Origin of the sequence: Rhizobium sp. F40D2 (assembly GCF_051810745.2) — a bacterium.
Classification (GTDB): Bacteria; Pseudomonadota; Alphaproteobacteria; order Rhizobiales; family Rhizobiaceae; genus Rhizobium.
This window is the reverse complement of record NZ_CM131436.1, coordinates 1,689,113-1,714,425: the sequence shown is the minus strand read 5'-3', so window position 1 is coordinate 1,714,425 and position 25,313 is coordinate 1,689,113. Positions and strand designations below refer to the sequence as shown.

Annotated in this window: 25 protein-coding genes, 1 tRNA gene and 2 pseudogenes; 21 read left to right on the top strand and 7 right to left on the bottom strand. The window is 61.9% G+C overall.

The annotated features are described in order from the left end of the window. Positions 1 to 68: 68 nt before the first annotated feature. Positions 69 to 998: a sugar ABC transporter substrate-binding protein gene (locus ACS4RS_RS08280; protein WP_183692477.1), complete on the bottom strand. Its 930-nt coding sequence runs from the start codon at positions 996 to 998 to the stop codon at positions 69 to 71. Between the two features lie 373 nt (positions 999 to 1,371). On the opposite strand from ACS4RS_RS08280, the gene ACS4RS_RS08275 reads away from it, so the two are divergent. Continuing rightward, positions 1,372 to 1,869 carry a DUF1993 domain-containing protein gene (locus ACS4RS_RS08275; protein ID WP_439011363.1) on the top strand — a complete coding sequence of 166 codons (498 nt, stop codon included), beginning with the start codon at positions 1,372 to 1,374 and terminating at the stop codon, positions 1,867 to 1,869. 5 nt (positions 1,870 to 1,874) lie between these two features. On the opposite strand, the gene ACS4RS_RS08270 is transcribed toward ACS4RS_RS08275, so the two are convergent. Continuing rightward, positions 1,875 to 3,437: an alkaline phosphatase family protein gene (locus ACS4RS_RS08270; protein WP_439011364.1), complete on the bottom strand. Its 1,563-nt coding sequence runs from the start codon at positions 3,435 to 3,437 to the stop codon at positions 1,875 to 1,877. Then, positions 3,415 to 4,397 (bottom strand): annotated as a pseudogene (galE, locus tag ACS4RS_RS08265) (UDP-glucose 4-epimerase GalE). Before galE ends, ACS4RS_RS08270 begins: the two are co-directional and overlap by 23 nt. A gap of 240 nt (positions 4,398 to 4,637) precedes the next feature. On the opposite strand from galE, the gene ACS4RS_RS08260 reads away from it, so the two are divergent. Next, positions 4,638 to 5,282 (top strand): ThuA domain-containing protein, encoded by a 645-nt coding sequence (locus tag ACS4RS_RS08260; RefSeq protein WP_439011366.1) that lies wholly within the window; start codon positions 4,638 to 4,640, stop codon positions 5,280 to 5,282. Between the two features lie 157 nt (positions 5,283 to 5,439). Here ACS4RS_RS08260 and ACS4RS_RS08255 read toward each other — a convergent pair whose 3' ends face one another. Beyond that, positions 5,440 to 5,694 carry a DUF2934 domain-containing protein gene (locus ACS4RS_RS08255; RefSeq protein WP_439011367.1) on the bottom strand — a complete coding sequence of 85 codons (255 nt, stop codon included), beginning with the start codon at positions 5,692 to 5,694 and terminating at the stop codon, positions 5,440 to 5,442. 243 nt (positions 5,695 to 5,937) lie between these two features. Here ACS4RS_RS08255 and ACS4RS_RS08250 point away from each other — a divergent pair, with 243 nt between their 5' ends. After that, on the top strand, positions 5,938 to 7,374 hold the full coding sequence (locus tag ACS4RS_RS08250; RefSeq protein ID WP_449313940.1) for a DUF6880 family protein: 1,437 nt from the start codon (positions 5,938 to 5,940) through the stop codon (positions 7,372 to 7,374). 32 nt (positions 7,375 to 7,406) lie between these two features. Further along, on the top strand, positions 7,407 to 7,967 hold the full coding sequence (locus ACS4RS_RS08245) for a thioredoxin domain-containing protein (protein WP_439011369.1): 561 nt from the start codon (positions 7,407 to 7,409) through the stop codon (positions 7,965 to 7,967). A 53-nt stretch (positions 7,968 to 8,020) separates the two neighbouring features. Here ACS4RS_RS08245 and ACS4RS_RS08240 read toward each other — a convergent pair. After that, positions 8,021 to 8,110, bottom strand: a tRNA-Ser gene (locus ACS4RS_RS08240). A 304-nt stretch (positions 8,111 to 8,414) separates the two neighbouring features. Here ACS4RS_RS08240 and rplU point away from each other — a divergent pair. The 4 genes from rplU to ACS4RS_RS08220 all read left to right on the top strand — a co-directional run bounded on the left by rplU (position 8,415) and on the right by ACS4RS_RS08220 (position 10,402). Continuing rightward, positions 8,415 to 8,732 carry a 50S ribosomal protein L21 gene (rplU, locus tag ACS4RS_RS08235; protein ID WP_003543907.1) on the top strand — a complete coding sequence of 106 codons (318 nt, stop codon included), beginning with the start codon at positions 8,415 to 8,417 and terminating at the stop codon, positions 8,730 to 8,732. A gap of 33 nt (positions 8,733 to 8,765) precedes the next feature. Further along, positions 8,766 to 9,035: a 50S ribosomal protein L27 gene (rpmA, locus tag ACS4RS_RS08230; RefSeq protein ID WP_003567620.1), complete on the top strand. Its 270-nt coding sequence runs from the start codon at positions 8,766 to 8,768 to the stop codon at positions 9,033 to 9,035. A gap of 126 nt (positions 9,036 to 9,161) precedes the next feature. Further along, positions 9,162 to 9,818 carry a GNAT family N-acetyltransferase gene (locus ACS4RS_RS08225; RefSeq protein ID WP_012559345.1) on the top strand — a complete coding sequence of 219 codons (657 nt, stop codon included), beginning with the start codon at positions 9,162 to 9,164 and terminating at the stop codon, positions 9,816 to 9,818. Continuing rightward, on the top strand, positions 9,815 to 10,402 hold the full coding sequence (locus ACS4RS_RS08220) for a GNAT family N-acetyltransferase (RefSeq protein WP_439011370.1): 588 nt from the start codon (positions 9,815 to 9,817) through the stop codon (positions 10,400 to 10,402). Before ACS4RS_RS08225 ends, ACS4RS_RS08220 begins: the two co-directional genes overlap by 4 nt. 38 nt (positions 10,403 to 10,440) lie before the next feature. Here ACS4RS_RS08220 and ACS4RS_RS08215 read toward each other — a convergent pair whose 3' ends face one another. Next, entirely contained in the window at positions 10,441 to 11,307 is an 867-nt protein-coding gene (locus ACS4RS_RS08215; RefSeq protein ID WP_439011371.1) for an endonuclease/exonuclease/phosphatase family protein, read from the bottom strand. 84 nt (positions 11,308 to 11,391) lie between these two features. Between ACS4RS_RS08215 and obgE the strand changes: the two genes are divergently transcribed. The 7 genes and pseudogenes from obgE (at position 11,392) to modC (ending at position 18,946) form a co-directional block, all read left to right on the top strand. Beyond that, positions 11,392 to 12,486 (top strand): GTPase ObgE, encoded by a 1,095-nt coding sequence (obgE, locus tag ACS4RS_RS08210; RefSeq protein WP_439011372.1) that lies wholly within the window; start codon positions 11,392 to 11,394, stop codon positions 12,484 to 12,486. Next, positions 12,473 to 13,642, top strand: a complete 1,170-nt coding sequence (gene proB, locus ACS4RS_RS08205; protein ID WP_439011373.1) for a glutamate 5-kinase — start codon at positions 12,473 to 12,475, stop codon at positions 13,640 to 13,642. The genes obgE and proB overlap by 14 nt, the downstream gene beginning before the upstream one ends. Then, entirely contained in the window at positions 13,635 to 14,918 is a 1,284-nt protein-coding gene (locus ACS4RS_RS08200) for a glutamate-5-semialdehyde dehydrogenase (RefSeq protein ID WP_439011374.1), read from the top strand. The genes proB and ACS4RS_RS08200 overlap by 8 nt, the downstream gene beginning before the upstream one ends. A 37-nt stretch (positions 14,919 to 14,955) precedes the next feature. Then, positions 14,956 to 15,540, top strand: coding sequence for a nicotinate-nucleotide adenylyltransferase (locus tag ACS4RS_RS08195; protein WP_439011869.1), 585 nt, complete (start codon positions 14,956 to 14,958; stop codon positions 15,538 to 15,540). Positions 15,541 to 16,124: 584 nt separating this feature from the next. Then, positions 16,125 to 16,915 (top strand): annotated as a pseudogene (gene modA / locus ACS4RS_RS08190) (molybdate ABC transporter substrate-binding protein). Positions 16,916 to 17,180: 265 nt separating this feature from the next. Further along, complete coding sequence (gene modB, locus ACS4RS_RS08185) at positions 17,181 to 17,882, top strand: molybdate ABC transporter permease subunit (protein ID WP_439011376.1); 702 nt, start codon at positions 17,181 to 17,183, stop codon at positions 17,880 to 17,882. Next, positions 17,879 to 18,946 (top strand): molybdenum ABC transporter ATP-binding protein, encoded by a 1,068-nt coding sequence (gene modC, locus ACS4RS_RS08180; RefSeq protein WP_439011377.1) that lies wholly within the window; start codon positions 17,879 to 17,881, stop codon positions 18,944 to 18,946. The genes modB and modC overlap by 4 nt, the downstream gene beginning before the upstream one ends. Before the next feature lie 25 nt (positions 18,947 to 18,971). Here modC and ACS4RS_RS08175 read toward each other — a convergent pair whose 3' ends face one another. After that, positions 18,972 to 19,331 carry a winged helix-turn-helix domain-containing protein gene (locus ACS4RS_RS08175; RefSeq protein ID WP_439011378.1) on the bottom strand — a complete coding sequence of 120 codons (360 nt, stop codon included), beginning with the start codon at positions 19,329 to 19,331 and terminating at the stop codon, positions 18,972 to 18,974. Between the two features lie 208 nt (positions 19,332 to 19,539). Here ACS4RS_RS08175 and rsfS point away from each other — a divergent pair, with 208 nt between their 5' ends. The 6 genes from rsfS (at position 19,540) to ACS4RS_RS08145 (ending at position 25,305) form a co-directional block, all read left to right on the top strand. Beyond that, complete coding sequence (gene rsfS, locus ACS4RS_RS08170; protein ID WP_003589592.1) at positions 19,540 to 19,983, top strand: ribosome silencing factor; 444 nt, start codon at positions 19,540 to 19,542, stop codon at positions 19,981 to 19,983. A gap of 115 nt (positions 19,984 to 20,098) precedes the next feature. Further along, entirely contained in the window at positions 20,099 to 20,581 is a 483-nt protein-coding gene (rlmH, locus tag ACS4RS_RS08165; RefSeq protein WP_439011379.1) for a 23S rRNA (pseudouridine(1915)-N(3))-methyltransferase RlmH, read from the top strand. A 172-nt stretch (positions 20,582 to 20,753) separates the two neighbouring features. After that, positions 20,754 to 22,154 carry a peptidoglycan DD-metalloendopeptidase family protein gene (locus ACS4RS_RS08160; protein WP_439011380.1) on the top strand — a complete coding sequence of 467 codons (1,401 nt, stop codon included), beginning with the start codon at positions 20,754 to 20,756 and terminating at the stop codon, positions 22,152 to 22,154. Further along, the gene (locus ACS4RS_RS08155; protein ID WP_439011381.1) at positions 22,144 to 23,466 is read left to right on the top strand and encodes a S41 family peptidase; all 1,323 of its coding nucleotides are present in this window, start codon (positions 22,144 to 22,146) and stop codon (positions 23,464 to 23,466) included. The genes ACS4RS_RS08160 and ACS4RS_RS08155 overlap by 11 nt, the downstream gene beginning before the upstream one ends. Before the next feature lie 74 nt (positions 23,467 to 23,540). Then, positions 23,541 to 24,734 (top strand): divergent polysaccharide deacetylase family protein, encoded by a 1,194-nt coding sequence (locus ACS4RS_RS08150; protein ID WP_439011382.1) that lies wholly within the window; start codon positions 23,541 to 23,543, stop codon positions 24,732 to 24,734. Between the two features lie 37 nt (positions 24,735 to 24,771). Then, positions 24,772 to 25,305, top strand: coding sequence for an RNA pyrophosphohydrolase (locus ACS4RS_RS08145; RefSeq protein WP_439011383.1), 534 nt, complete (start codon positions 24,772 to 24,774; stop codon positions 25,303 to 25,305). The last annotated feature ends 8 nt before the right edge of the window (positions 25,306 to 25,313 follow it).

Here is a 25,313-nt window from a genome sequence, read left to right as displayed (position 1 = left end):
TCATCTCCTCCGGATACGGACAGGCGGAAAGGATGCGGGCTTCGCCCGCATCCCGTCTGGCGTTCGCCTCAGTTCTTGGTGACGAAGTCCTTGACGTTTTCAGGCGTGACGAGCTGGAAGGGAATATAAACCTTCTTCTCGACCTTTTCGCCCTTGGCGATTTTCAGTGCCGTATCGAGCGAGCCCTTGCCCTGACCAGCAGCATCCTGGAACACGGTGACATCGAGATCGCCGGCCTGCATGGCGGCAAGCGCATCCTGCGTGGCGTCGACACCGCCGACGACCACCTTGGTCATATCCTTGCCGGCTGCCTTCAGCGCCTGGATGGCGCCGATCGCCATTTCGTCGTTGTTGGAGATCACGGCGTCGAATTCGATGCCGCTGGAGAGCCAGTTGGTCATCAGGTCGGCGCCCTGGGTGCGATCCCAGTTGGCCGTCTGCTCTTCGACGATCTGCAGGCCCTTGCATTCATCGGTCTTGACGACGTCATGGACGTCCTGGGTACGCATGCGCGCAGCCTGGTTGGAGAGCTCGCCCATGATGACGACGGCCTTGCCCTTGCCGCCGAGAATGCGGCAGATTTCCTTGGTTTCCAGCGTGCCGGATTCCTGCTCGTTGGATGCGACGAAGGCCTGCTTGTCCGGCAGCGTGTCGACATTGACCGGCTGGCGGTTGACGTAAACCAGCGGAATGCCGGCATCAGCGGCGAGCTTGGACATCGCCGTGGTCGCATCGGTATCGACAGGGTTGACGATGATTGCGTCGACCTTCGAGGCGATGAAATTCTGGATCTGGCTCTGCTGCTTGGAAACGTCGTTCTGCGCGTCTTCGACCTGCAGCGTCACACCGCTCAGCGTCTTGGCATAATCAGTCATGCCGTTGCGCAGAACGGTCAGAAAGTTGTCGTCGAATTTCGCCATCGAAACGCCGACGGTTTCTGCGTGAGCGGCCGTCGACATGACGAGCGCCATCGCAGTGCCCAGGATAAACTTTTTCATTTTCACTTCCTCCACAAATCGGTGCCCGGCTGCACCCTCCTCACGCCGGAGCTCCAGGCATTTGCCCTGAAGCCGCAATTTCTCGCCGCCTCTCCTGCGGCGTTCCGTGCAAAACGGAACAAACAAACCGTAAAATTTGTTCTTCGGAATATTCATTCCATTTTCTGGGAACGACGTCAAGCCTCTTTAGCGGCGACGAGATAGCGATAAAGGCGCAATACCGCGGAGGTCATGACCGGCGCCCGCATTGCCTGTGTTGTGAAAGACGAAGGCCGCCTCCATCTATGGAGGGATCGAAGACAAAGCCGCGGCCGCAGGCGTCTTCGATATCCTCGACGCGGCCGGTCATTTAAAGATTTTGGAGACAGGACAGATGTCCATTTCGATCTATCGCCTCACCGTTCCGATGTTTCAGCGCGGCCTCGCCAGCCTGAAAACCTATCTCGACAAGGCGGAAGCCTATGCGAAGGAAAAGAATATCGATCCCTCCGTCTTGGTCGCTGCGCGCCTCGCGCCCGATATGCTGCCGCTCTCCGGCCAGTATCAGCGCGCCAGCGACAGCGCCAAATTCACCCTCTCCAGGCTGACCGCCACCGACGCCCCGAAGTTCGAGGACAATGAAAAAACGTTCGACGAACTGCGCGAGCGCCTGGCAAAGACCGAAGCCTATCTCGCCGGCTTCTCTGAGGAGGCGCTGGAGGGCGCGGAAACGCGTGACATCACTCTGCCGGGCAAGAGCGGCATCGTGCTTCCGGGCGTCGACTATGTCACCACCTTCGCCCTGCCGAACTTCTATTTCCATGTGACGACAGCTCACGCCATTCTGCGCAACCAGGGTGCGCCGATCGGCAAGCGCGACTATCTCGGCTGATCAAATTATGAGGGCCGGCGCGTCGCCGGCCCTTTTTCCGTCAGCTCGGTATAGGCAAGCGTCTGATCCAGATGCCGCGCCCTCAGCGACAGCAGCTTTTCGGCATAGCCGAGCCGGATCGCCGCATAGGCGGGATCGCCTGCGATATTGTCGAGCTCCATCGGATCGTCGCTGACATTGAAGAGCAGCGGCGGCAAGGCGGCAAAATGCACATATTTGAACTGCGCATCGCGGATCACCGCGAGATTGCATTCGTTCGGCTTGAGCCGGAAATACTGCTCCGCCTCGCCTCCGGCGATATCGCGGAAGTCGAACTCCCAGAATGCCGCATCGCGCCAGCCCTGTCCGCTCCCGCCATTGACGAACGGCATCAGCGACAGGCCGTCGAGCCCGTTCTTTGCCTCGATACCGAGCCTTTCGCAAAGGGTCGGAAAAATATCCGCAGCACTGGTGAAATGGTCGACGATCCCGCCGGCGGCACCGCTTGCGGGATCGCGAATAACAAGCGGAATATGGTAGCTGCCGTCGAAGAAGCCGCCCTTCCCCAGCGTCCAGTGATCGCCGGCCATCTCAGCGTGGTCGGAGGTGAAGACAATAAGCGTATCGTCCCAGGCGCCGGCATCCTTCAGGGCCTGCCAGATCCGGCCGAGCTGCGCATCGACCTCTGCTATCATGCCGTAATAGATCGCCCGGATCGCGGCGAAATCCTCGCCGTTCCAACCGCTGAGCGGCCCCGTTGCGCCGTGGATGAAGGCGCCCTTGCCGGTGCGCGGCATGGCATAGGCGAGATAGGGATGACTTGCCTCTTCCGCTTCCCGGTTTGCCGCTCGCGCAAAAGCCGGCCCCTCGCCCGGCTTGAACATCCGGTTGAACGGAGCCGGCACGGAAAAGGGTGGATGCGGACGCAGGAAAGAGACATGCGCGAACCACGGCCTGTCCTGTTCGCCCAGCCAGCGGATGAACTCGCCGGCCAGGAAAGCCGTCTGGGTCTCATCGCTGGAATAGGCCGGCGCCGCATCGGAAATGTCGCCGGCTTCAGCGCCGACGGGTATATGGATGTCGCGGCTGACGGCATTTGCATGACCGCGGGATCTGAGCCAGGAGAGCCATTGTTTTTCATGCTCGGGCAAGAGCTGGCGTGAGATAAAGCCCGGCAGCACACCTTCATAGGTCGTCAGATGCGGATCATTGGCATCCATGCCGCGCGGATCGGGCGCCGTATCGGTATAGCCGAACAGCGTCGGGTCGTATCCTGCCCGCCGGGCGGCCAGCGCCAGATTGTCGAAACGGGCATCGAGCGGTGAACCGTTGCGGCAGACGCGGTGGTTCATCTGGTAAAGGCCGGTATAGAGTGTGGCCCGCGCCGGCGAGCAGGGGGCCGCCCCGGCATAGTGCCGCCGAAAGAGCGTTCCCTGGCGCGCCAAGACATCGACATTCGGCGTTGTCACGCAAGGATGACCGACAGCAGACAGGCAGTCGCCGCGCCACTGGTCCGCCGTGATCAGCAGGATGTTCGGCCGGCGGGTCTTCTCAATTCCGCTTGGCTCAATGCTGGTTGGATTTAGCATGCCAGTCCCAGGCGGAACGGATGATCTGGGCGAGATCATACTGCGGCACCCAGCCGAGCACATCGCGCGCCTTGTCGTTATTGGCGACCAGCGTATGCGAATCGCCTTCGCGCCGGCCGATATATTCGACCGGGAAAGGCCGGTTCGACACATCCTCGATCGCGCCGAGCAATTCCCTGACGGTCGTGCCGGTGCCGGTGCCGAGGTTGAGCGCGACCGAATCGCCGCCCTTCAACAGATATTCGACGGCGCGCACATGCGCATCGGCAAGATCCAGCACATGGATATAGTCGCGCACGCAGGTGCCGTCGCGAGTCTCATAATCGCTGCCGAACACCTTGAAGCCCTGGCGGCGGCCGAGTGCCGCGTCGATCGCCAGGGGATCGCATGCGTCTCCGGCTGGTGCCATTCGCCGATCCGGCCTTCGAAATCAGCACCCGCCGCATTGAAATAACGCAGCACCACCGAGCGCAGGCTCCTGTACTGGTCGTAATCGGCGAGCGCCTGTTCGACGATATATTTCGTCCGCCCATAGGGGTTGATCGGTACCTGCCGGTGCGTCTCGTCGAGCGGCACGCTTTGCGGCAGGCCGTAAGTGGCGCAGGTGGAAGAGAAGACGAAGGCGTTGATGCCGGCCGCCTGCGCCGCCGACAGCAGCGTCAACGTGCCGATGACGTTGTTCTCATAGAAGGAAACCGGATCCTTGACCGATTCGCCGACCTCGATCAGCGCCGCGAAATGCAGGATCGCCGCCGGCTTGTGTTTGGCCAGCACCTCGTCCAGCCGGGCCCGGTCGCGGATATCGCCTTCCTCCGCCGGCCCCCATTTGACGAACTCGCGATGGCCGTTCGAGAAATTATCGAAGACGACAGGCTTATAGCCCTTGTTCGCCAGGTCGAGACACGTATGCGAGCCGATATAACCGGCGCCGCCGACCACAAGAACCGTTTCACCTGCCATGCACCACCCTTTTTATTAGCGAGAGATGAAAGAAACCTAGACGAGATACACGTCAATAAAAAGAAGGAATTGCGATAGGCGTGAACGGTCAATACGTCAAATGCCGAACTGCTCCCGCCGCTTACGAATTGTGCCGGATTGGCGATGGGTGAATTATTCGCGTGATTTGCATAACCGCCCGTTTTAAGGGGCTTTTACTACGTGTGATGCAATCGCAGCCATCAGCCAGGGAGCGCGCGAATGAGGAAGGCTTTGGTCGTTTGGGGAGGCTGGCAAGGCCACGAGCCGGAGCAATGCGCTCATATCGTCGCCGATCTCCTGCGCGAGGACGGTTTTATGGTGGAGGTCACCGCCGATCTCGGCATATTCGGATCGCCGACGCTGGTGAAAACTGATCTACTGGTGCCGATCATCACTGGCGAAACGCTGGAAAAATCCCATGCGAGCGCTCTGGTCGAAGCGGTGCGCGGCGGGCTGGGCCTTGCCGGCCATCACGGCGCGCTCGCCACCTCCTTCAAGGAAAGCGCCCCTTTCCGCTATGTCTCCGGCGTCACCTGGGTCGCCCATCCCGGCAACATCATCGACTTCCGCGTCGCCGTCACACGCCAGGACGATCCGGTCATGGAGGGCATCCCCGATTTCGACTACCGGTCGGAGCAATATTATCTGCACTATGACCCGACAGTCGAAATCCTGGCGACCACCACCTTTACCGGCGCCTACGATCCTGCCGCTCGCAATGTCGTGATGCCGGTCGTCCTCAAGCGCCATTTCGGCGCAGGCCGCATCTTCTATTCCGCGCTCGGCCATGTCGCCGCCGAATTCGACCATCCCTACATGCCCCTCATCCTGCGCCGTGGCCTCAGCTGGGCTGCCCGCCAGTAGTGTGGGGATTGGCAGCTTGGGCCACCGCTCGAGGGCGGCTGATCTCTATCGGGAAAGCTTTCGATATTCCCTGATGCTGATTTCATTGAAGTGGCAAGACAATCTGCCAGCAAGACCGAAATCCGCCTGGAATGCCGCTGATAGGTGGCAATAAGGCCTAACGGGCCGCTTTCAGCTGCCGGTCCTCGTCGACGCCGGGAGCCGCCTCGTCATAGACCCGCATCAGCCGCCCGGCTGCCTTCAGCTTCTCGATGAGATCGTTTCCATCGGGCGAGGCCTTCGTCAGTTCCAGATGCTCGAACTCCCTCAGCGCCTGCGCCCAATGGCTTTCCCCGCGCCCATCCGGCCTGCCTTCCGATTCCCATAGCGAATAGGCGCGCTGGCTGACCCAGGCGTCTTTATTATGACTCATGACAAACCCCAGCCGAAAAATTTGGAAACAAATATCGATAGGCAACAAGGTGCCAAACCGGGCTTTAGGAGTCGTTACGAGGCAGCGTTATTTTTTAGCTAACGGCCATGATTCGGCGCGACTAACCGCCGATAAAGTCATATGAATTCGCGGTAGAAGCGCTCCTTTACCGCCTCCGCGCTTAGCATCTTGGATTGGCGTGAGCGCCGAGATACTGTCGGCCTGAAACGATAGCGACGGTCCATGGCAGCAAAGACAACTCTCAACGCGAAAAACCTGGAAACCCTCGGCGCGCAACGTCTCGCCGAACTGCTGATCGAGATCAGCACGGGCAGCGCTGCCCACAAACGACGGCTTCGCATGGAGCTGGCCGGCGATCAAGGCAGTGCGGAAGTGGCTCGTGAGATCCGCAAACGTCTCGCCAGCATCGCGCGGGCGCGAAGCGCTATCGAATGGCACAAGGTGAAGAAGATCAACACGGACCTCGAAACACAGCGATCCACGATCGTTACCGTCGTGGCCGCCGACGATCCGAAGGAAGCGTTCGATCTCATCTGGCAATTTCTTGCCGTTGCCGATCCGATATTCCATCGATCCAACAGCAGCGACGTCGTCTTCCTCGAGACATTCCATCAGGCATGCGCCGATGCCGGCGTCATCGCCAGGTCCGCCGGGATCGGTATCGATGTCCTTGCCGACAAGGTCTTCACCGCGTTGCAGGATAACGACCACGGCCAATATGACCCGCTGATCGCCGAAATGGTTCCGGCGCTTGGTAAGGACGGTCTGGAACGTTTGAAGGGCCTCCTGGTGCAATGGTCGAACGAAGCGGAGGAGAAGCCTGTCGACGTCGACCGGGAGATTTTCGGCTGGGCCGGCAACGGGCCGGTCTACAAGCACGAGATCTACGCCGACCGTCGGCAACGGACAGCGCGCATCGCCCTGCAGGAAATTGCCGATGCTGAAAATGATGTCGATGCCTTCATCGCCCAGCAGCCGGAAGAAACGTTAAGGGCGCCGATGGTCGCCACCGAGATTGCCGACCGTTTGCTCCTCGCTGGGCGCGCCGAGGAAGCATTGGAGATTTTGGATGCCGCCGATCACAGGGGGCGGTTCGAACTGCCTTTTGAATGGCAGGAAGCCCGCGTCGAAACGCTCGAAGCGCTCGGACGGGGGGACGAAGCGCAGGCGTATCGATGGCAATGTTTCGAGCAGTCGCTGAATGGGCAGCACCTTCGCGCCTTCTTGCGAAAGCTCGCCGACTTCGACGATATCGAGGCCGAGGAGAAGGCATTCGCCTTCGCACACGACTTTCCGGATGTTCATCAAGCCCTTGCCTTTTTCCTTGCTTGGCCCGCAGCTGCCGAGGCGGCGAAACTCATCTCAAAGCGGCAGGCGGAACTGGACGGCAACCTTTACGAGCTGATGACGCCGGCCGCCGAGATGCTGCAGGAAAAACACCCACTCGCAGCAACCATGCTGCTGCGCTCGATGATCGGCTTCGCCCTCGATTATGGCCGTTCCAGCCGTTACAGGCATGCCGCCCGCCACCTGGCGGAATGCGCCTCGCTCGCGCCTCATATCGACGATTTCGGCAGCGCCCGGCCTCACGACGCCTATGTTGCCGAGTTGAAGCGCCAACATGGAAATAAGCATGGCTTCTGGAGCCTGCTGCGTTAGGCCGAACAGCCCCCAACGAAAAGGACATCACCATGACCGGAACTTCCTGGCACGCCGATCCGCTGACCTGGGGCAGCGGCCCGCGCATCTTCGAGGCCTTCCTCGAGCCGACCTGCCCTTACTCGGTCAGGGCGTTCGGCAAGCTCGACGCCCTTCTCGAGCAAGCCGGCAAAGACAAGATCACCGTCAAGATCCGCCTGCAGTCGCAGCCCTGGCACATGTATTCCGGCGTCCTCGTCCGCTGCATCATCGCGGCCTCGACGCTGGCAGGCGGCAAGGAGGCGGCAAAGAAGGTCATGGCCGCTATCGCCGCGCATCGGGAGGAATTCGAGTTCGACCGTCACGCCGGTGGCGCGAACATGGATGTGACGCCGAACCAGATCATTGAGCGCCTGGAAGGTTATAGCGGTGTGAAACTGAAGGATGCCTTCGCAATCCCCGATCTCGACCGGGAGATCAAATGGCAGTGCAAATACGCCCGTCAAAACGGTGTCCACGTCTCGCCGACCTTCATGATCGATGGACTGGTGCAGTCGGATATGGGCAGCGGCGACGAGGTTGCGGCCTGGGTGAAGAAGGTGCTGGGTCACTGACGCCGGCTATGCCGACGTCCTGAAATCGCAAACGCTGACGCCCCGGAAACTTATGGCGGAGAGGGTGGGATTTGAACCCACGATACCCTTGCAGGTATGCCGCATTTCGAGTGCGGTGCATTCGACCACTCTGCCACCTCTCCGCGGTCTGGTCGGCGCTTATTCGGCGCGGGCGTTCTCATAACGGGCCGATGACAGGTTGGCAAGCCGAAAAGTCGAAGCATTCCATCCTTTTGCCTTGACACTTTTTTGTCACTCGCGTATCTCGGCTGCGCACTAGGTGTGGAGTAATCCGTGCCTTAGCCGTCCCGCGCTCGCACGGGGCTTCACCGGCAGGACGAATTCGAGGATTAGCCTCTGAAATCCCTGCTTAACTTCGACTGATAAAAAGACGGCCATCCTGCTGAAACAGCGGGGAGAGCCGGAACGAACATGAAAGGATAAAAAATGTTCGCAGTCATCAAGACCGGCGGTAAACAGTACCGTGTGGCAGCCAACGACGTGCTGACCATCGAAAAGCTGGAAGCCACCGCTGGCGATTCCATTGAATTCACCGAAGTGCTCGTGATCGGCGAAGGCGCCGACGCTGCGATCGGTGCGCCCTTCGTCACCGGCGCCTCTGTCAAGGCAGAAGTCGTCGAACAGAACCGCGGCAAGAAGGTCATCGCCTTCAAGAAGCGCCGCCGTCAGAATTCGAAGCGTTCGCGCGGCCATCGTCAGCATCACACGGTCGTCCGTATCACGGACATCGTGGCTGCCAAGTAAGATCAACGGGACAAGGTTTAAAGGAGAACTCCAATGGCACACAAAAAAGCTGGCGGTTCCTCGCGCAACGGTCGCGATTCCGAATCCAAGCGCCTTGGCGTGAAGAAGTTCGGCGGCGAAGCCGTCATCGCAGGCAACATCCTCGTGCGTCAGCGCGGGACGCAGTGGCATCCGGGTTCCAACGTCGGACTCGGCAAGGATCACACGATTTTTGCGCTTACCGCCGGCAATGTGAACTACCGAACGAAGGCCAACGGTCGCGTCTACGTGTCTGTCATGCCGAAAGCGGAAGCAGCGGAATAAGCCGGTAGCGCTCAAAAACAGCCGGCGTCTCATCGACCCGGCTGTCCGTATCAGGTTCAGTCCAGAAAACAGGGGAGATGGGGCGCCATCTCCCCTTTTTCTTTGTCCAAACAGGAGGACTGAACCATGCAAGGCGAATTGTTAAGGGTTGACCAATCACGGTCGCCCCGGGAAGGCCAGGTGTCTTCCGAAGAACGGCTGAGGCCGGAGCGGTTAAGGACCGATTGCCCTGTCTTGTTATCGGAAAGGCTCGTCATGCGCGCGCCCCACGAAGAAGACATCGACGCCCTTGCCCATCTCGCCAATAACGCCAAAGTCGCCACCATGGTATCGCGTATGCCGCACCCTTATACCGCCGATGATGCTGCCGACTTCGTGCGTCGCACGAAAAAAGGCGAGATTGGCAAGTGCGTCTATGCGATCACCAAAGCCGAAAACGGCGCCTTTATCGGCTGCTGCGGTGTGGAGCCGCATGCGGACGGCAGGACCGTCGAGATTGGTTACTGGCTGGGCGAACCCTATTGGAACAAGGGCTATACGACCGAGGCCTGCCATGCCCTGGTCGATATGGTGTTCAGAACCCGCCAGGATGTCGATCAGATCGACGCCCGTTGCCGGGTGATGAACGTCGCCTCGCGCCGCGTCATCCAGAAGTGCGGCTTCCAGTTCCAGGGATCGGGGCTCGCCGCCTCGCTGGCGCTCGGCAGCAACGTGCCGGTGGAATGGTACAGGCTCGACCGCAAGACCTGGATGTCGCTCAGAAGCTGGGGGAACATCGCATGAGCACGACCGCGCTGCAAAGGCCGGAAACCAAGGCGATGATTCCAGGCCCCGCGCCTGTCATCTCGACCGCCCGGCTGACGCTCCGCCCCCACAGGCTGAGCGATGCGCCCGCGATTGCGGAATCGCTTTCCGATTTCGCCGTCACGCGCATGCTGTCCCGCGTGCCCGCGCCGTTCGACCGGCAGGATGCGCTGGACTGGCTGGTCCCGGTCACGTCAGGCGCCCTGCCGGACTGGCCGCTGGCGATCACGGGCAAGGACGATGTCCATATCGGCAACGTCTCGATCGAGCTCCGCCACGGCCGCTGGCACCTCGGCTACTGGCTGAACCGCTACTACTGGCGGCGCGGCTATATGAGCGAGGCGGTGGCTGGAATTATCGAGCGCTTCTCGCGCCGCATGCCGGAGACGCCGATCTATTCCGGCGTCTTCGCCGACAACCCGGCATCGCTCAGATTGCAGGAGAAGCTCGGTTTCCGGATGACCGGCTGCGGCGAAATCTATTGTTTCGCCCGCAACACCATGGTCTCGCACATCGAAACCGTGCTGCAGCCGGGCATGCTGCAGCCGCGGAAGGTGGCGTAATCACAAAGGAGACGCCGCCGCTCGGGGCGGCGTCTCCGTCAATTTTCGATCTCGACCCATAGCGGGAAATGATCGGAGCCGACGGATTGCGTATCGATCCGGGCGGTTTGCAACCGGCTCACAAGGCCGCAACTGACGAAGCAATAATCGAGATGCATGCGTTCGCCGTGATCATCGGGATTCATCCAGCTGTAGCTGCCCGGGCCATAGGCCTCAAGCGCCGCAAAGGCGTCGACCGGCGTGCCGATCCTCGCGACCCGGCCGTAATATCCGCCGCCGGCACCGGCAAGCGCGCAATATTCCGGCGATTCCGGCTCCATGTTGAAATCGCCAAGAATGACGTAATCCTCCGGCAGCGGCGGCTCCGGCAGATCGAATTCGCGACCCCCCGTCAGCGACCCGCCTTCCTGGACGAACGCTTTGATATGCGCGTTCAGAAATTGCAGCTGGCGGATGCGCTCGTCGGGAGAGACATGGTCGAGATGAACGGAATAGACGCGGATTGCCCCGCCCGGTACCGCGATCACCGCCTCGGTCGCGCCGCGCTGCAGGTTGATCTTGCCGATCGTGCGGCTACGCGGCAGAAGCAGCGTCCGGGTCGAAAGGATAGGCCAGCGCGACAGCACCATATTGCCGAATTGGAAGCGGGTGTCCCGCACCGGCTGACTGCCGCCACCATCAGCTTCGACATGGATGTCGCAGGCCGGCCCATACACCCAGAAATAGTCGGGAAAGAAGGCTGCAAGGTCGGCCGCCATGTCGGCGAAACCGTTGCGCGAGAAGCCGCGGGTCACCTCCTGCAGCGCGATGACATCAGCGCCCTCAAGGCTCCGGGCAATGCGCGCGAGATCGTATCTGCCGTCAAGACCGAAGCCGTACTGTATGTTATAGCTCGCAAAATTCACGATAATCTTTGACCTCCGTCGGAACCGCCTATATCGAATGGGCCAAGACGGGCCGTCCAACTGCCACCGGATACTGGAAGTAAAATGAAATTTCTCGACGAAGCAAAGGTCTATATCCGATCCGGAGACGGCGGCGGGGGCAGCGTTTCCTTCCGGCGCGAGAAATTCATCGAGTTCGGCGGCCCCGACGGCGGTGATGGCGGACGCGGCGGCGACGTCTGGGTCGAGACCGTCAACGGCCTCAACACCCTGATCGATTTCCGTTTTCAGCAGCATTTCAAGGCGACGATCGGCACCCATGGCATGGGCAGGAACCGCACCGGCGCCAACGGCAGTGACGTGACGCTGAAGGTTCCCGTGGGAACCCAGATCTTCGAGGAAGACCGGGAAACGCTGATCTGCGATCTCACCGTCGAAGGCCAGCGTTACTGCCTCGCCCGTGGCGGCAATGGCGGTTTCGGCAACGCCCATTTCAAGACCTCGACCAACCAGGCGCCGGATTGGGCCAATCCAGGGCTGCCCGGCGAGGAAAAGACCCTCTGGCTGCGGCTGAAGCTGATTGCCGATGCCGGCCTCGTCGGCATGCCCAATGCCGGCAAGTCGACCTTCCTGGCATCGGTCACCCGCGCCCGGCCGAAGATCGCCAACTATCCCTTCACCACGCTGCATCCCAATCTCGGCGTCGCCACCATCGACGAACGGGAATTCATCCTGGCAGACATTCCGGGCCTGATCGAAGGCGCCCATGAGGGCGTCGGCATCGGCGACCGTTTCCTCGGCCATGTCGAGCGCACCCGCGTGCTGCTGCACCTCGTCTCCGCCCAGGAAGAAAAGGTCGGCAAGGCCTATAAGACGGTCAAACACGAGCTCGAAGCCTATGGCAACGAGCTGACGGACAAGCCGGAGATCGTGGCGCTGTCGCAGATCGACGTGCTCGACGAGGCTGAACTGAAGAAGAAGACGAAGGAATTGGCCAAGGCCTGCGGCAAGACGCCGTTCCAGATTTCGGCCGTCACCGGCAAGGGCATGACCGAGGTGCTGCGCGCGCTGCGCGACGTCATCGTCGAGGAAAATGCCGAGGAAAAGCCGGCTAAAGTGCCGAAGCAGCGCCACCGCGACATGGTCGTCACCGATGAGGGCGAGGACGTTGGCGAGGATGGGGCCGATGACCAGCCGTAAGCCGCTTGGACGCTACCGCCGCATCGTCATCAAGATCGGCTCGGCGCTGCTGGTCGACCGCAGGGCCGGCCTGAAGAAGGCATGGCTCGACGCCATGTGCGCCGATATTGCGGGCCTGAAAGCCAAAGGCATCGATGTGCTCGTCGTGTCCTCCGGCGCCATCGCGCTCGGCCGCTCGGTGCTCGACCTGCCCTCCGGCGCGCTGAAGCTGGAAGAAAGCCAGGCCGCCGCCGCCGTCGGCCAGATCGTGCTTGCGCGCGCCTGGTCGGAAAGCCTGTCGCGCGGCGAGATCGTCGCCGGCCAGATCCTGCTGACGCTTGGCGATACCGAGGAGCGCCGCCGTTATCTCAATGCGCGCGCCACCATCAATCAGCTTTTGAAAATCGGCGCCGTGCCGATCATCAACGAGAACGACACGGTCGCCACCAGCGAAATCCGCTATGGCGACAATGACCGCCTGGCCGCCCGCGTCGCGACGATGACCGGCGCCGACCTGCTCGTCCTTCTCTCCGATATCGACGGGCTCTACACCACACCGCCCCATCTCGACCCGAACGCGACATTCCTGGAGACGATTTCCGAAATCACCCCGGAGATCGAAGCGATGGCAGGGGGCGCGGCCTCCGAGCTCTCGCGCGGCGGCATGCGCACCAAGATCGATGCCGGCAAGATCGCGACGACATCCGGCTGCGCCATGATCATCGCCTCCGGCAAGACCGACAGCCCGCTGTCGGCAATCGAAAACGGCGCCCGTTCCTCCTGGTTCGCCCCGTCCGGCACGCCGGTGACCGCCCGCAAGACCTGGATCGCCGGACAGTTGCAACCGGCCGGCGAACTGCATGTCGATGACGGTGCCGTCACGGCACTCGGCGCCGGCAAGAGCCTGCTTCCCGCCGGCGTGCGCAGCGTTTCCGGCCTCTTCAGCCGCGGCGATACGGTAGCGATCATCGGTCCCGCCGGCCGCGAGATCGCCCGCGGGCTTGTCAGTTATGATGCCGAAGACGCCCGGCGGATCGCCGGCCGCAAGTCGGCGGAGATCGAGGCTATTCTCGGTTATCCCGGCCGCGCCGCCATGGTCCATCGCGACGACTTGGTGATGACCGCGCAGATCGGATCGAAATCGGAAAGGCAGAAGAAGGACGCGGCCCATGCTTGATACCGTTGCGCTAAGCCCCGAGATTGACGCGCTGATGAACGACATCGGCCGCAAGGCAAAGGCTGCCGCACGACCGCTGAGCTTTGCGCCCACCGAGGTGAAGAACAGGGCGTTGAACGCCATGGCCGATGCGATCCTGGCGAATAAGGCTGAGATTCTTGCCGCAAATGCCAAGGATCTGAAAGACACCGAAGGCAGCGAGATGCTCGCCTCCTTCGTCGACCGGCTGACGTTGAACGACCAACGCGTCGCCGAAATGGCCGAGGGAATCCGCGCCATCGCCGCCCTTGCCGACCCGGTCGGCGAAGTCATCGCCGCCTGGGACCGGCCGAACGGCTTGAAGATCGAGCGCGTCCGCACGCCGCTCGGCGTCATCGGCGTCATCTTCGAAAGCCGGCCGAACGTTACGGCCGACGCCGGCGCCCTCTGCCTCAAGGCCGGCAATGCCGTGATCCTGCGCTGCGGCTCGGATTCGCGCCGTTCATCGCAAGCGATCCATGCCTGCCTTGTCGAGGGCCTAAAGGCGGCAGGGCTTCCAGAGCATGCTATCCAGCTCGTCCCGGTCACCGACCGTGCCGCGGTCGGCGCCATGCTGCGCGGCCTGGACGGGGCAATCGACGTCATCGTGCCGCGCGGCGGCAAGAGCCTGGTCGCCCGCGTCCAGAGTGAGGCCCGCGTGCCGGTTTTCGCCCATCTCGAGGGCCTCTGCCATATCTATGTCGATGGCTCGGCCGATATCGAGATGGCGAAGCAGATCGTCGTCAATGCCAAGATGCGCCGTACCGGCATCTGCGGCGCTGCTGAAACCCTGCTCGTCGATGGTGCCGCGATCGGCACGCATCTGACGCCGCTGCTCGAGGCTCTCACGAGTGCCGGCTGCGAGGTGCGTGCTTCGCCAACGGTGCTGAAGGTCGCGCCCGGCCTGAAGGCCGCGACGGAAGAGGACTGGTCGACCGAATATCTCGACGCGATCGTTTCGGTCGCCGTCGTCGACGGCATATCGGGCGCGATCGCCCATATCCAGAAATATTCCTCGAACCATACCGAGGCCGTGATTGCCGAGGATCCCGACGTCGTCGCGCGGTTCTTTACCGAGGTCGATTCGGCGATCCTGCTGCACAATGCCTCGACGCAGTTTGCCGATGGCGGCGAGTTCGGCATGGGCGCGGAAATCGGCATTGCCACCGGCAAGATGCATGCCCGCGGCCCGGTCGGCGTCGAACAGCTCACCTCGTTCAAATATCGGGTGCACGGCGCCGGACAGACGCGGCCCTGACGTGACGGCGGAGAGTTTGGACCGGCATTATCTCCGCATGCCGCACAGCGAGCGCGGCATGGTCGTCGGCCTGTTCGGCGGTTCGTTCAATCCACCGCACCAGGGCCATGCGCTGGTCGCTGAGATCGCCATCAAGCGCCTCGGCCTCGACCAACTCTGGTGGATGGTCACCCCCGGCAATCCGCTGAAAAGCCGCAACCAGCTGGCACCGCTTGCCGAGCGCATTGCCGAAAGCGAGCGTGTCGCCGCCGATCCGCGCGTCAAAGTCACCGCCTTCGAACAGTCTCTCGGCGTCAGCTACACCGCCAATACGCTCGCCTGGGTCAAGGCCCGCAATCCGCATGTGCATTTCATCTGGATCATGGGCGCCGACGGCCTGCAGACCTTCCACAAATGGCAGAAATGGCAGGAAATCGTCCGCACCTTCCCGATCGCCGTGATCGACCGGCCGGGCGCGACGCTCTCCTACCTCTCCTCGAAGATGACGAGGACCTTTGATTTCGCCCGCGTCGACGAGGACGACGCGCGCATTCTCTGGAAAAAACCCGCGCCGGCCTGGACCTTCATCCACGGGCCGCGCTCCGGCCTGAGCTCGACGGCAATCCGCAACGGCTCGGAATAGACCAATTCTTAAAGTGCATCGCGATCTTTCAGATTCGCTCCTTGCGCTTTAAGTCTTTGTTTTTACACATGTCGTTATCGCAAAACCGCTGCACACTTTTGCGCGACATGCTTTCGGGAAATCCCAGAAACGAGAAAGCCCGACGGGGGAGGATCCGTCGGGCTTATAAACTCGATCGACAACTGGGAGGAGGAGTGTTGTCGACCCTGTCGAACGGCTTATGGGAGGAGGAGAATGCCGTTTCGATGAGTATGTTTTACCACATTCCGCAGGAAGGTGAATATCGATTTGTGCAATGCAGCAATGCGAGCGATGCAATCCTGTCGATGGCGAAGCGCGGGATTCTGCCGTTTTTATCGGCAGGACTAACCAGACACCCTTTGCCCGGGCACGCCATAGCATGCCGTCTGGATCCCCTCGCCAGTTCGCGCCTGGATCTGTTATTCTCCGAAACCCATGCGCTTGTTGAATACATGAATGCCGGGTGCCCAGCCGATACGGTTATATTTTGCTGGATATATCCCTAGCCAAGCCTTGAGCATCGTTATATTCCTCGCAATATTTCGAACCGTGGGGAGTAAATCATGCAGAACCGCCGCCAATGGATGAAACTGGCAACCGCCGCAATCACCGCCCTGTGGCTCGGCGCAGCAGCGCTTCCGACGCCCGCCGCAGCGGGCGGAAGCTGACCGTCTTTGCGGCGGCAAGCCTTAAGGATGCGCTCGATGCCGCCAATGCCGCCTGGGCCAAGGAAAGCGGCAAGGAAGCCGTCGTCTCCTATGCGGCAAGCGGGGCACTGGCCAAGCAGATCGAAAACGCGGCACCCGCCGATGTCTTCATCTCGGCCGACCTTGCCTGGATGGATTACGTCGCCGAGAAGAACCTCATCAAGGCCGATACCCGTTCGAATCTGCTTGGAAACCGGATCGTGCTCGTTGCCGAAAAGGCCAAGGCAAAGCCGGTCGAGATCAAGCAGGGCTTCGATCTCGCAGCACTTCTGGGTGACGGCAAGCTGGCCATGGGTGAGCCGAAATCGGTTCCGGCCGGCAAATACGGCATGGCCGCACTCGACAAACTCGGCATCTGGAAATCCGTGGAAACCAAGGTCGCCGGCGCCGAAAGCGTGCGTGCCGCTCTCGCCCTCGTCTCCCGCGGCGAAGCGCCCTATGGCATCGTCTACCAGACCGACGCCGCCGCCGATAAGGGTGTTGCCGTCGTCGGCATCTTCCCGGCCGATTCCCATTCGCCGATCATCTATCCGATCGCAATTCTTGCCGAGAGCAAGAACCCCGATGCGGCAGCCTATCTCGACTTCCTGAAGTCCGACAAGGCAGCCGCCTTCTTCACGGCGCAGGGTTTCACTGTGCTGAAATGATGGGTTGAATTAATTGCGGAATCGATGGTGACAGCTTAGCGTGAAGCACTTAGGCGCGCCTCCTGTCCGGTTCGAGTCGATGGCTGCCCCTCACCCTAACCCTCTCCCCGCTCGCGGGGAGAGGGGACCTGCCCTGCGAAAGGTTAGCGAGGGACGGAGAGGTCGCGGCATATCCCCTTCACCCCGTTTACGGGGAGAAGGTGGCGGCAGCCGGATGAAGGGCAGACACCGGGTGACACCGAATTTTCGAGAGAGATAGCCGCATTTGGATATATTGGGCCTGAGCAACGAGGAATGGACGGCGATTCTGCTCAGCCTGCGCGTCTCTTTTGTCGCCATGCTGGCGAGCCTGCCCTTCGGCATCCTCGTCGCCCTGCTGCTTGCCCGCGGCCGCTTCTGGGGCAAGTCGGTGCTGAACGGCATCGTTCACCTGCCGCTGATCCTGCCGCCCGTCGTCACCGGTTTCCTTCTTCTCATCCTGTTCGGCCGCCGCGGTCCGATCGGCAGCCTGCTCGACCAGTATTTCGGCATCGTCTTTTCCTTCCGCTGGACGGGCGCAGCGCTCGCCTGCGCCGTCATGGCCTTTCCGCTGATGGTGCGCAGCATCCGTCTGTCGATCGAGGCGGTCGACCGCAAGCTGGAAGAGGCGGCCGGAACGCTTGGCGCCGGTCCCGCCTGGGTGTTTTTGACGATCACCCTGCCGCTGTCACTGCCCGGCATCATCACCGGCATGATCCTTTCCTTCGCCAAGGCGATGGGCGAATTCGGCGCGACGATCACCTTTGTCTCCAACATTCCCGGCGAAACCCAGACGCTGTCGGCCGCGATCTATACCTTCACCCAGGTGCCGGGCGGCGATGCCGGCGCATTGCGCCTGACGCTTGTCGCCATCGTCATTTCCATGGCCACGCTGCTCGCCTCCGAATTCCTCGCCCGCCTGGCCGGCCAAAGGATTGATCCGGAATGACGCTGATCGTCGAAGCAAAACAGAAGCTCGGCGGCTTTTTGCTCGACGCCGCCTTCACCTCCGAACGTGGCGTCACCGCGTTGTTCGGCCGCTCCGGCTCCGGCAAGACCTCGATGATCCGCATCATCGCCGGCCTCGCCCGCCCGGACGAAGGCCGCGTCGTCCTTGACGGCGAGATCCTGACCGAAACCAAAACCGGGGCCTTCGTCCCGAAACATCGCCGCCGCTTCGGTTATGTCTTCCAGGAGGCCCGGCTGTTTCCGCATCTCAGCGTCCGCGCCAATCTTTGCTACGGCCGCTGGTTTACGGCGAAAACCCAACGCGGTGAAAACTTCGATCGCATCGTCGACCTGCTCGGCATCGAGCCGCTGCTGGAGCGCAGTCCCGGAAAACTTTCCGGCGGCGAGAAGCAGCGCGTCGCCATCGGCCGCGCCCTTCTCTCCGCGCCCCGGCTGCTGTTGATGGACGAGCCGCTGGCGGCCCTCGACGAGGCGCGCAAGGCCGAAATCCTGCCCTATCTGGAGCGATTGCGGGATCAGACCGAAATTCCGATCATTTATGTCAGCCATTCGATCGCGGAGGTGGCGCGGCTGGCAAATCAGGTCGTCATCCTCAGCGACGGCAAGGTGGAAGCGACCGGCCCGGCCGTCGACATCTTGAGCCGTCCCTCTGCGGCGGCCGACCGGAAAGAGGCAGGCGCACTGCTCGAAGGCACCGTCGAAAGCTTCGATGTGCGTCACCGCCTGTCGACCGTCGCCCTGAAATCCTCTCAGCTGCATATCCCGAGCGCAGCGCTTGCTTCAGGCAAGCCGGTGCGCATCCGCATTCCGGCGCGCGACGTCATGCTGGCGACCGCCAGGCCCGAGGGCCTGAGCGCGCTGAACATTCTCGAAGGCAGGATCGAAGCCATATCGTCGGACGAGGACGGAACCGTCGAAATCCGGATCGACTGCGGCGGCGACGCCATTCTTTCGCGCATCACTGCGCTATCCTGCGAGCGCCTCGATCTTCGCCCCGGCAAGACGGTCTTCGCCGTCATCAAGACGGTTGCTCTGGAGGCCTGATCCGCTCTCCACAGACTGTGCCTCCCTATGGATTGCGCTTGCCTTCGAGCCAGGAGAGATCCTCGGCGAGGCTTTCGCGCATCGTCTTTTCCATCCGGCGGAAACGCTGAAGCAATTCCTCGCCGAACGGCGTCAGCGCCGCGCCGCCGCCCTTCTGGCCGCCACGCTGCGGCTCCACCACCTGTTCGCAAAACATCCGGTTCATCTCGCTGACCAGCAACCATGCGCGGCGATAGGACATGTCCATCGCCCGCCCCGCCGCCGAGATCGATCCGGTCGCGCGGATATGCTCCAAGAGCTCCATCTTGCCGTGACCGAGCCGATCCTCATCCGGGAAGCTGATTCGCAGGACGGGCACGAGTGTTTTGGCGGCTGGATCGGTCATCGAATCGTGAAATCGTGAAATTTGCCGCACTTTACGCCGCGGTACGGAAACTGTACACCGCCCCCACAAGCAGCCCGCGTGGCAATATTCTTCAATTCGGACGCCAGATCGGATTTTCGACCGTTCTGTATCTTAGCACGTCTTGAAACATTAATGGTTTGATGCCTATCTTAACCATGATCCGGTCTCGATCGGATCTGTGTTGTGCATGGTTTGTCATTCCAGGAAAGGGAAAGCACTGACAACAGTACACGCCAAGGGAAAAACGTTCGCCGTTATCCCGAAGAGTGCGGAACGTGGCGCCGATGCCGCCGCCCGTGCCCTAGAAACCGTCCTCGCCAGCCTCGAGGACTCCAAAGCTGAAGATATCGTCACCATCGACATTGCCGGAAAATCGGCGCTGGGAGACTACATGATCGTCGTCTCCGGCCGCTCGAACAGGCATGTCATGGCGATCTCGGATCACCTGCTCACCGACCTGAAGGACGACGGCCTCGGCACGGCCCGCGTCGAAGGTCAGGAGGGCGGCGATTGGGTGCTGATCGACACCGGTGACATTATCGTGCATGTGTTCCGTCCTGAAATCCGCGAGTTCTACAACATCGAAAAGATGTGGGCGGCTCCGGATATGGATGAAGAAACACGGCACTGACAGGCGGGCCGGCATTCTGTCCGGCGCCTGAGCGTGGCATTGGCTGGCCGGAGATATGAAAATCGGCCGGCGGCGCCTTGTGCGCCCGACGTGCCGCATCAGCGGGAGCGGATGAATGCGAATTGGTCTTTTTGCGGTGGGACGGCTGAAATCCGGCTCCGAAAAGGATCTTGCCGGCCGTTACTTCGACCGTTTCGCCAAGGCCGGCCCTGCCGTCGGCCTCGAACTTGCCCGTGTTGCCGAAGTTGCCGAAAGCCGCGCCTCCAATGCGGAAACCCGCAAGCGCGACGAAGCGGCGATGCTTCTGAAATCGCTTGCCGATGGCAGCATTCTCATTCTTCTCGACGAACGCGGCAAGGCGCTCGACAGTGAAGCCTTCGCCAGCCTGCTCGGCTCCTATCGCGACCAGGGCAAACGCGACCTGACGATCGCCATCGGCGGCGCCGACGGCCTCGATCCTTCCCTCTACGACCGTGCCGACGCTACCCTCTGTCTGGGCAAGATGACCTGGCCGCATCAGCTCGTGCGCACGCTGATCGCCGAACAGCTCTATCGCGCCGTGACCATCCTGTCCGGCCACCCCTATCACCGCGTCTGATGCCCCACCGGCCTTATGCCTCGGCAATTCGCATGGTCACGCAGCCGTGTTCTGCCTGCGGGCCGTTGTGCTCCAAACTTTCTGGCAAAGCGCGCCAAATCAGCTTAGTCTCCGCGCGATTTCAGAAAGTGCCCTAACACGCATGACGAGAGAAGCAACCAGGCGACACCGCATGATCCTGCCGGCTATTGCGGCCGGCGTCGGTGTGGCGGTGATTGCCGCGTCGGCAAATCCCTTCATCGTCCGGGCGCAGGACGCCGCGCCTGAAGCGGCACAATCCGCGCCGCAGCCGGCAGCCGAGCCGCCGCCACCCGATCCGGCCGCCGAACTGGCCGCCAAACGGGACAAGACCCGTGCCGAACTGGAAACCCTGTCGAAAACGATCAGTCTTTCCAGCGACAAGGTGAGCGCGCTTCAACAGAGCATCGCCGATCTGGACAAGAGCACGCAAAGCATCCGCCAGGCGCTGATCGAGTCCGCCGCCCGCCGCAAGGCGCTCGATAAGCAGATCCTCGCAAGCGAAAAGAAGCTTGCCGATCTCGGCGTCAAGGAGGATGGCATCCGCCGTTCGCTGCACGAGCGCCGCGGCCTTTTGGCCGAGGTGCTGGCAGCGCTCCAGCGCATGGGCCGCAACCCGCCGCCCGCTTTGCTCGTCACCCCCGATGACGCGCTCGCCTCGGTGCGCAGCGCCATCCTGCTCGGCGCCGTCGTACCCGGCATCCGCAAGGAGACAGACAAGCTTGCCGGAGACCTTGCAAGCCTCGCCGCTTTGCAGACCGCAAGTGCTGCCGAGAAGGCCGGCCTGACCGCGACGATGACGAACGGGATCGAGGAAGAACGGCGCATGGACCTGCTGCTTGCCGAAAACGACAAGCTCAGCCGCAGCAATGCCGCCGAACTCGAGGCCGAGAGGAAACGCTCCGAGGAACTGGCGGGCAAGGCGACCAGCCTTGAAGGCCTTGTCGCCTCGATGGAATCCGAGATCGCTTCGGTGCGCGATGCGGCTGCAGCCGCTCGCCAGGCGGAGGAGAATCGCAAGCTGATGACCGACGAGCAGCGCGCCCAGGCCAAGGCATTGGCCGACAGCGGCGTGCCCGATAAAAACCGCATTGCGCCCGCATATCCCTTCGGAGAATTGAAGGCGAAATTGGAGGTGCCCGTTGCGGGCGATATCCTGCGCCAGTTCGGCGATGCCGACGGCACCGGGCACGAGGCAATGGGAATGACGGTCGCCACCAATCCGGAGACGGTGGTGACGGCGCCTGCCGATGGCCTGGTGGTTTTCGCCGGCGCTTTCCGCAGTTACGGCCAGATGATCATCCTCGACACCGGCGATGGCTACCACTTGGTTCTCTCGGGAATGGAGACGATCAATACCCGTCAGGGAAAATTCGTTTTCGCCGGCGAGCCGCTCGCCGTGATGGGCGCGAAAAGAGTGGCAAGCGCAACTGCATTGGCGCTGGAAACGGACCGGCCAACGCTTTACATTGAATTTCGAAAGGACGGTAAACCGGTCGATTCCCGACCGTGGTGGACCGCCAAAGACACTGGAAAGGCACGCAATGATTCGTAGGGCTTCTCTTGTTCTGGTCGGCGCATTGATGGGTGCGACCGCCATGAGCGTTATTTACTCGGCGGGTGTGCCGGCAGAAGCGGCCGGATCGTCCACGTACAAGGAACTCTCGGTGTTCGGCGATGTCTTCGAGCGTGTGCGCGCCCAGTACGTGACGCCGCCGGCCGAGGACAAGCTGATCGAGAACGCCATCAACGGCATGCTCTCCTCGCTGGATCCGCATTCGAGCTACATGAATGCGAAGGACGCCGAGGATATGCGCACCCAGACCAAGGGTGAGTTCGGCGGCCTCGGCATCGAAGTCACGATGGAAGACGAGCTCGTCAAGGTCATCACCCCGATCGACGACACGCCCGCCGCCAAGGCCGGCGTTCTCGCCGGAGATTATATCTCCGAGATCGATGGCCAGTCCGTGCGCGGCCTGAAGCTTGAGGACGCCGTCGAAAAGATGCGCGGCGCGGTCAACACCCCGATCAAGCTAACGCTGATCCGCAAGGGCGCCGACAAGCCGATCGAGCTGACGATCGTCCGTGACGTCGTCGCCGTCCAGGCCGTCAAGTCGCGTGTCGAGGACGATGTCGGTTATCTCCGCATCATCTCCTTCACCGAGAAGACCTATCCCGACATGGAAAAGGCGATCAAGAAGATCAAGGACACCGTGCCGGCCGAAAAGCTGAAGGGTTATGTCCTCGACCTGCGCCTCAATCCGGGCGGTCTGCTTGACCAGGCGATCAACGTCTCCGACGCCCTCTTGCAGCGCGGCGAAGTCGTCTCGACCCGTGGCCGTAATCCCGATGAAACCCGCCGCTTCAATGCCGGCCCGGGCGACCTGACGGATGGCAAGCCGGTTATCGTGCTGATCAACGGCGGTTCGGCCTCCGCATCGGAAATCGTCGCCGGCGCTCTTCAGGATCTGCGTCGCGCCACCGTTCTAGGCACACGCTCTTTCGGCAAGGGCTCCGTCCAGACGATCATCCCGCTCGGCGAAAACGGCGCGCTGCGCCTGACCACGGCGCTCTATTACACGCCGTCGGGCCGCTCGATCCAGGGCACCGGCATCACCCCCGACATCAAGGTCGAGGAGCCGCTGCCGGAGGAACTGCAGGGCAAGATGGTGACCGAAGGCGAATCCAGCCTGCGCGGCCATATCAAGGGCCAGAGCGAGACCGACGAAGGGTCGGGCTCGGTTGCCTATGTCCCGCCGGATCCGAAGGACGACGTTCAGCTTAACTACGCGCTCGATCTGCTGCGTGGTAAGAAGACCGATCCGGCTTTCCCGCCAAACCCTGATAAGGCAGTCGTCGCCAAGTAATGATCACCTCAAGGCCGGGCACCGCCCGGCCTTGACCCTTTCTGCTGTTTCCCGGTTTTGGAGCGGGTGAAAAATTGGGAACGGACCTGCATGCGCCTTTGGGCCGCAACCGCAAAGCCGGCAGCCGGCGCCCGGGTGTTCTGCGCCTCGGCCGCATCGCCGCCAGTCTTTGTCTTTTCGCGATAGGCGGCTTTTCCCTCTATACGGCGTTTCGCGGCGATGGCCTCGAACGTACCAAACTACCGGCCGAACAAGCCGTAACGACGCCCTCCGATACCCCTCAGCCACCGACGACGACCACCAACCAGGCGGCGGACGGCATGCCGCGCGCCGAACCGCGCTCGGGCGCCAATGTCGAGCAGATGGCCACCGGCGACGGCTCCGTCGTCACCAAATACAGCCCCCGCCCGCGCGACGGCAGCGGGCCGGTGCTGGTGGATGCCATGCAGATCGGCCAGGATCCGCGCATGGCGGCCCAGCCGAATGAAGCGCTGCTCGAAGATACCCCTTTCGGCAGGCTGCCGATCGTCGGTCCCGATGGCCGACGGCCGATGGATCAATATGCCCGTCCCTCGTCCGGCGCGCGCGGCGTCCGCATCGCCATCGTCGTCAGCGGCCTCGGGCTCAGCCAGACCGGGACGCAGCGCGCCATCGCTGAATTGCCTGAAGAAATCACCTTCGCCTTTGCCGCAAGCGGCAACAGCCTGCAGCGCTGGATGCAGGAAGCTCGCCGCGGCGGCCACGAGGTTCTGCTGCAGGTGCCGCTCGAGCCCTTTGATTACCCGGCGAACGATCCCGGCCCGGAGACGCTGCTGACCACAAAACCCGTGGCCCGCAATATCGAGAACCTGCACAAGGCAATGGGCGAGATCACCAATTACACCGGCGTCATGAATTATCTCGGCGGTCGTTTCCTGTCCGATTCCACTGCCATGGAACCTGTCATGCGCGATATCGGCAAGCGCGGGCTGCTGTTCCTCGACGATGGCACGTCGGCGCAGTCAAAGACGGCGGCAGTCGCCAAGGGAACCCAACTGCCCTATGCCTTCGCCGATCTGCAGCTCGACGGCCAGCTCGATATCAACGCGGTCCTGAAGAAGCTTGATGAGCTCGAGCGCATCGCCCGCAAGAATGGCCAGGCGATCGGTGTCGCCTCGGCTTTCGATGAAAGCGTCGACGCCATCGCCAAATGGAGCGAGGAGGCTGCCATGCGCGGCATCGAGATCGTCGGCGTCGCCGCCCTTTCCAACGACCCCCGGAACCCTTGAGAGCAGTCTCTTAGGGAATCCCTGAACGGAGAAGAAGATGAGCCAGGCGACCGTAAAAGCCGAGGACCTGCCCTACCGCCCCTGTGTCGGCGTGATGATCCTGAACCGCGACGGCCTCGTCTGGGCCGGACGGCGCATTCCCGACGGCAATTCCGAATATGACGGCTCGCCACAGCTCTGGCAGATGCCCCAGGGTGGCATCGACAAGGGCGAGGATCCATTGGACGCCGCCTATCGCGAGCTCTACGAGGAGACCGGCATCAAGACGGTGACACTGCTTGCCGAAGCGGGAGACTGGATCAACTATGATCTGCCGCCGATACTGATCGGCATTGGGCTGAAAGGAAAATTCCGCGGCCAGACGCAGCGCTGGTTCGCCTTCCGCTTCGACGGCGACGACAGCGAGATCGCCATCAACCCGCCGCCCGGCGGCCACGAGCCCGAATTCGATGCCTGGGAATGGAAGCCGATGCAGGAACTGCCCAGCCTGATCGTCCCTTTCAAGCGCGGCGTCTACGATCAGGTCATCGCTGAATTCCAGCATCTGGCGACACTGCAATCGGAAGACTGATCATAGCG

Excerpts from the sequence above, each read along its gene's own strand:
- ACS4RS_RS08280 (WP_183692477.1), bottom strand. The coding sequence starts at position 998 with ATGAAAAAGTTTATCCTGGGCACTGCGATGGCGCTCGTCATGTCGACG.
- ACS4RS_RS08275 (WP_439011363.1), top strand. The coding sequence starts at position 1,372 with ATGTCCATTTCGATCTATCGCCTCACCGTTCCGATGTTTCAGCGCGGC.
- ACS4RS_RS08270 (WP_439011364.1), bottom strand. The coding sequence starts at position 3,437 with ATGCTAAATCCAACCAGCATTGAGCCAAGCGGAATTGAGAAGACCCGC.
- ACS4RS_RS08260 (WP_439011366.1), top strand. The coding sequence starts at position 4,638 with ATGAGGAAGGCTTTGGTCGTTTGGGGAGGCTGGCAAGGCCACGAGCCG.
- ACS4RS_RS08255 (WP_439011367.1), bottom strand. The coding sequence starts at position 5,694 with ATGAGTCATAATAAAGACGCCTGGGTCAGCCAGCGCGCCTATTCGCTA.
- ACS4RS_RS08250 (WP_449313940.1), top strand. The coding sequence starts at position 5,938 with ATGGCAGCAAAGACAACTCTCAACGCGAAAAACCTGGAAACCCTCGGC.
- ACS4RS_RS08245 (WP_439011369.1), top strand. The coding sequence starts at position 7,407 with ATGACCGGAACTTCCTGGCACGCCGATCCGCTGACCTGGGGCAGCGGC.
- rplU (WP_003543907.1), top strand. The coding sequence starts at position 8,415 with ATGTTCGCAGTCATCAAGACCGGCGGTAAACAGTACCGTGTGGCAGCC.
- rpmA (WP_003567620.1), top strand. The coding sequence starts at position 8,766 with ATGGCACACAAAAAAGCTGGCGGTTCCTCGCGCAACGGTCGCGATTCC.
- ACS4RS_RS08225 (WP_012559345.1), top strand. The coding sequence starts at position 9,162 with ATGCAAGGCGAATTGTTAAGGGTTGACCAATCACGGTCGCCCCGGGAA.
- ACS4RS_RS08220 (WP_439011370.1), top strand. The coding sequence starts at position 9,815 with ATGAGCACGACCGCGCTGCAAAGGCCGGAAACCAAGGCGATGATTCCA.
- obgE (WP_439011372.1), top strand. The coding sequence starts at position 11,392 with ATGAAATTTCTCGACGAAGCAAAGGTCTATATCCGATCCGGAGACGGC.
- proB (WP_439011373.1), top strand. The coding sequence starts at position 12,473 with ATGACCAGCCGTAAGCCGCTTGGACGCTACCGCCGCATCGTCATCAAG.
- ACS4RS_RS08200 (WP_439011374.1), top strand. The coding sequence starts at position 13,635 with ATGCTTGATACCGTTGCGCTAAGCCCCGAGATTGACGCGCTGATGAAC.
- ACS4RS_RS08195 (WP_439011869.1), top strand. The coding sequence starts at position 14,956 with ATGCCGCACAGCGAGCGCGGCATGGTCGTCGGCCTGTTCGGCGGTTCG.
- modC (WP_439011377.1), top strand. The coding sequence starts at position 17,879 with ATGACGCTGATCGTCGAAGCAAAACAGAAGCTCGGCGGCTTTTTGCTC.
- ACS4RS_RS08175 (WP_439011378.1), bottom strand. The coding sequence starts at position 19,331 with ATGACCGATCCAGCCGCCAAAACACTCGTGCCCGTCCTGCGAATCAGC.
- rsfS (WP_003589592.1), top strand. The coding sequence starts at position 19,540 with ATGGTTTGTCATTCCAGGAAAGGGAAAGCACTGACAACAGTACACGCC.
- rlmH (WP_439011379.1), top strand. The coding sequence starts at position 20,099 with ATGCGAATTGGTCTTTTTGCGGTGGGACGGCTGAAATCCGGCTCCGAA.
- ACS4RS_RS08160 (WP_439011380.1), top strand. The coding sequence starts at position 20,754 with ATGATCCTGCCGGCTATTGCGGCCGGCGTCGGTGTGGCGGTGATTGCC.
- ACS4RS_RS08155 (WP_439011381.1), top strand. The coding sequence starts at position 22,144 with ATGATTCGTAGGGCTTCTCTTGTTCTGGTCGGCGCATTGATGGGTGCG.
- ACS4RS_RS08145 (WP_439011383.1), top strand. The coding sequence starts at position 24,772 with ATGAGCCAGGCGACCGTAAAAGCCGAGGACCTGCCCTACCGCCCCTGT.